Annotated in this window: 1 protein-coding gene; it reads right to left on the reverse strand. The window is 79.0% G+C overall.

Annotation, left to right across the window (positions count from 1 at the left end):
- Positions 1-77: 77 nt before the first annotated feature.
- The coding region (locus tag E2C05_RS31470; RefSeq protein WP_133223536.1) for an ATP-binding protein at positions 78-1,878 on the reverse strand (1,801 nt) is incomplete at its 5' end.

The following is a 1,878-nucleotide window of genomic DNA, read 5'->3' on the forward strand; positions in this document are numbered from 1 at the left end:
CGCGCGCTTCACCGCCGGCGCCGCGCCGCCCGACGCCGCGCCGGCCTGCCTGCCGCGCGTCTTCATCGCCGCGCCGCTCATGCCGCGCCCTCCGTCATCGCCGGCGGGGCGTCCGGCGGCCCGTCGCGCCGCGGCGCCGTCCCGTCCAGCGCCAGGCGCTCCAGCTCCGCCGGCATGGCGCGGCCAAGCTTGCGGTATTCCCGCTCCAGCCCCGGCAGCAGCGCCGGCAGGCCGATCGGCGCGCCATCCTCCGCCAGCGCCGCCCCGGCCAGCACCACGTTGCGGATGCTGCCGCCGGAGAATTCGCACCACCCCGCCAGCAGCCGCAGCGCCTCCTCCCCCGGGGCGCGGGCGCCGAGATGGCTGCGCCACAGCGCCAGGCGCTCGGCGAAGGACGCCGCGGGGAAGGTCAGCACCATGTCCAGCCGCCGCATGAAGGCACCGTCCAGCCGCAGCCGCGAATTCGTGGTCAGCACGACGATGCCGGCATGCGCCTCGATCCGCGTCAGCAGGAAATTCGTCAGCATGTTGGCGTAGCGCTCGCCGCTCTCCTTGCCCTCGCTGCGGCGGCCGAACAGCGCATCCGCCTCATCGAACAGCAGCACCACGTCGCGCGCCTCGGCCTCCTCCAGCAGGGCGCCGAGGTTCTTCTCGCTCTCGCCGACATACTTGTTCATCACCGCGGCGATGTCGCAGCGCCAGAGCGGGGCGCCGAGCGCCGTCGCCAGGTAGCTGGCGGCCAGCGTCTTGCCGGTGCCGCTCTCCCCCGCGAACAGGGCCCGCACGCCCGCCGATCGGGTGGCGGAAAGCGTCTCGCCCAGGCCGTCCCACAGCGCCTCCCGCCGCCGGCAGCGCCGCACCAGCGCATCCAGCTCCTCCCGCAGCCCGGGCGCGAGGACCAGCGCGCGCCCGTCCACCAGCCGCCGCACCGGCTGCGCCAGCTGGCCCAGCCGGTCGGCGCCCAGCCGCTGGCGGGCGGCGGCGACATGGGTGCGATCCAGCGCCTCCCCCCGGCGCATCGCCAGCAGCCGGGCGGCGCCGGCGACGGCGGCCAGGTCGGCGCCGCCCAGGCGCACCGCGCCGGCCAGCTCGGCCGCCAGTGCCGCATCCGGCACATGCCGCCGCCACAGCCCCTGGCGCTCCGCCGGCTCCGGCGCCGGCAGGGGCAGGTCCAGCACGCGTTCCCCCGCCACCAGCCCGTCCTGGCCGGCGAGGATGCAGAGCGGCCCGCCGTCCCGGCCCCCCTGCGGGCGCCCGGCGGCGGGGTCCAGCACCTCCCCGGGGCCCAGGCCGGCCGTCAGCACCGGCAGCCAGCCGGCCAGCGGGCAGGCGGCGACCAGGCCCGGCTCCGCCCGCCAGGTGGCCAGCGGCACGGCCAGCGCCCGCAGCCCCAGGGCGCGGGCCAGCATGGCGGCCAGGGCGGCGCGGCCGCTGCCGGCCGGGCCACGCAGCACCAGGGTGCGGACATGCCCGGCGCCGACCAGGGCGGCGACCGCTGGCACCTCCCGCCGCGCCGCCTCGGGCGCCAGGTCCTCCGCGGCCTCGATGGCGTGGCAGCCGGGCCAGCCCGGACGGCGGCCGGCCAGCACCGACCAGAGCTCGGGCCGCAGGTGCAGGCAGCGGGCCGGCAGCGGCTCCTCCCCCGGCAGCGCCAGCAGCCCCTCGGTCAGCAACGGGCCCTCGGTGACGTCCTCCAGGGCCAGGGGGCCGAACAGCAGGCGGTGCAGGGCGAGGGTCAGGTGCAGCGTCGGCCGCGGCTGCGCGGCCGGCGCCTGCAGCGCCGCCAGCATGGCGGTGGCGGCGAAGCAGGCCTCCGCCGCGCCGGCCAGCGCGAGGGGCAGCAGCCCCGCCAGGTCCAGCCGGTGCCGGGCGGCGAGC

Origin of the sequence: Paracraurococcus ruber, from assembly GCF_004353985.1 — a bacterium.
Classification (GTDB): domain Bacteria; phylum Pseudomonadota; class Alphaproteobacteria; order Acetobacterales; family Acetobacteraceae; genus Paracraurococcus; species Paracraurococcus ruber.